Genomic DNA, 1,074 nt, shown 5'->3' on the forward strand with positions numbered 1-1,074 from the left:
AACCGGAATTGCCAGCTGGGGCGCCCTCTGGGAAGGCTGGGAAGCCCTGCAAAGTAAACTGGATGGCTTTCTTGCCGCCAAGGATTTGATGGCACAGGGGATCAAGATCTGATCAAGAGACAGGAGTTCGATAGGTGTTCCTATCGTAGCCACTGTTGTTGAGGTGAAAACCCTTATTCGCATGGATACCAAAAAGTAGCCAAAAACAGGTTGCACCATATATAGTCAGTCCGCGTATGATAACTCCTATTCTCATCAGATTAGGGAAGGTGCGAATAAGCGGGGAAATTCTTCTCGGCTGACTCAGTCATTTCATTTCTTCATGTTTGAGCCGTTTTTTCTCCCGTAAATACCTTGAATCAGCCTATTTAGACCGTTTCTTCGCCATTTAAGGCGTTATTCCCAGTTTTTAGTGAGATCTCTCCCACTGACGTATCATTTGGTCCGCCCGAAACAGGTTGGCCAGCGTGAATAACATCGCCAGTTGGTTATCGTTTTTCAGCAACCCCTTGTATCTGGCTTTCACGAAGCCGAACTGTCGCTTGATGATGCGAAATGGGTGCTCCACCTTGGCCCGGATGCTGGCTTTCATGTATTCGATGTTGATGGCCGTTTTGTTCTTGCGTGGATGCTGTTTCAAGGTTCTTACCTTGCCGGGGCGCTCGGCGATCAGCCAGTCCACATCCACCTCGGCCAGCTCCTCGCGCTGTGGCGCCCCTTGGTAGCCGGCATCGGCTGAGACAAATTGCTCCTCTCCATGCAGCAGATTACCCAGCTGATTGAGGTCATGCTCGTTGGCCGCGGTGGTGACTAGGCTGTGGGTCAGGCCACTCTTGGCATCGACCAAGGTGCCTTGAGTCATCATGACGCCTTCTTCGGCCAGCCAGCGATTGATGGTCTTGAACAATTGGCGGGCCAGTTGATGCTGCTCCAGCAGGTGGCGGAAATTCATGATGGTGGTGCGGTCCGGCAAGGCGCTATCCAGGGATAACCGGGCAAACAGACGCATGGAGGCGATTTCGTACAGAGCATCTTCCATCGCGCCATCGCTCAGGTTGTACCAATGCTGCATGC

1 protein-coding gene is annotated in these 1,074 nt (G+C 52.3%); it reads right to left on the reverse strand.

What is annotated here, in order from left to right:
• Positions 1-409: 409 nt before the first annotated feature.
• Positions 410-1,074 (reverse strand): transposase (locus C3418_RS23675; protein ID WP_103859386.1); only part of this gene is annotated, 665 nt, incomplete at its 5' end.

Origin of the sequence: Aeromonas sp. ASNIH8 (assembly GCF_002919855.1) — a bacterium.
GTDB classification, from domain to species: domain Bacteria; phylum Pseudomonadota; class Gammaproteobacteria; order Enterobacterales; family Aeromonadaceae; genus Aeromonas; species Aeromonas caviae.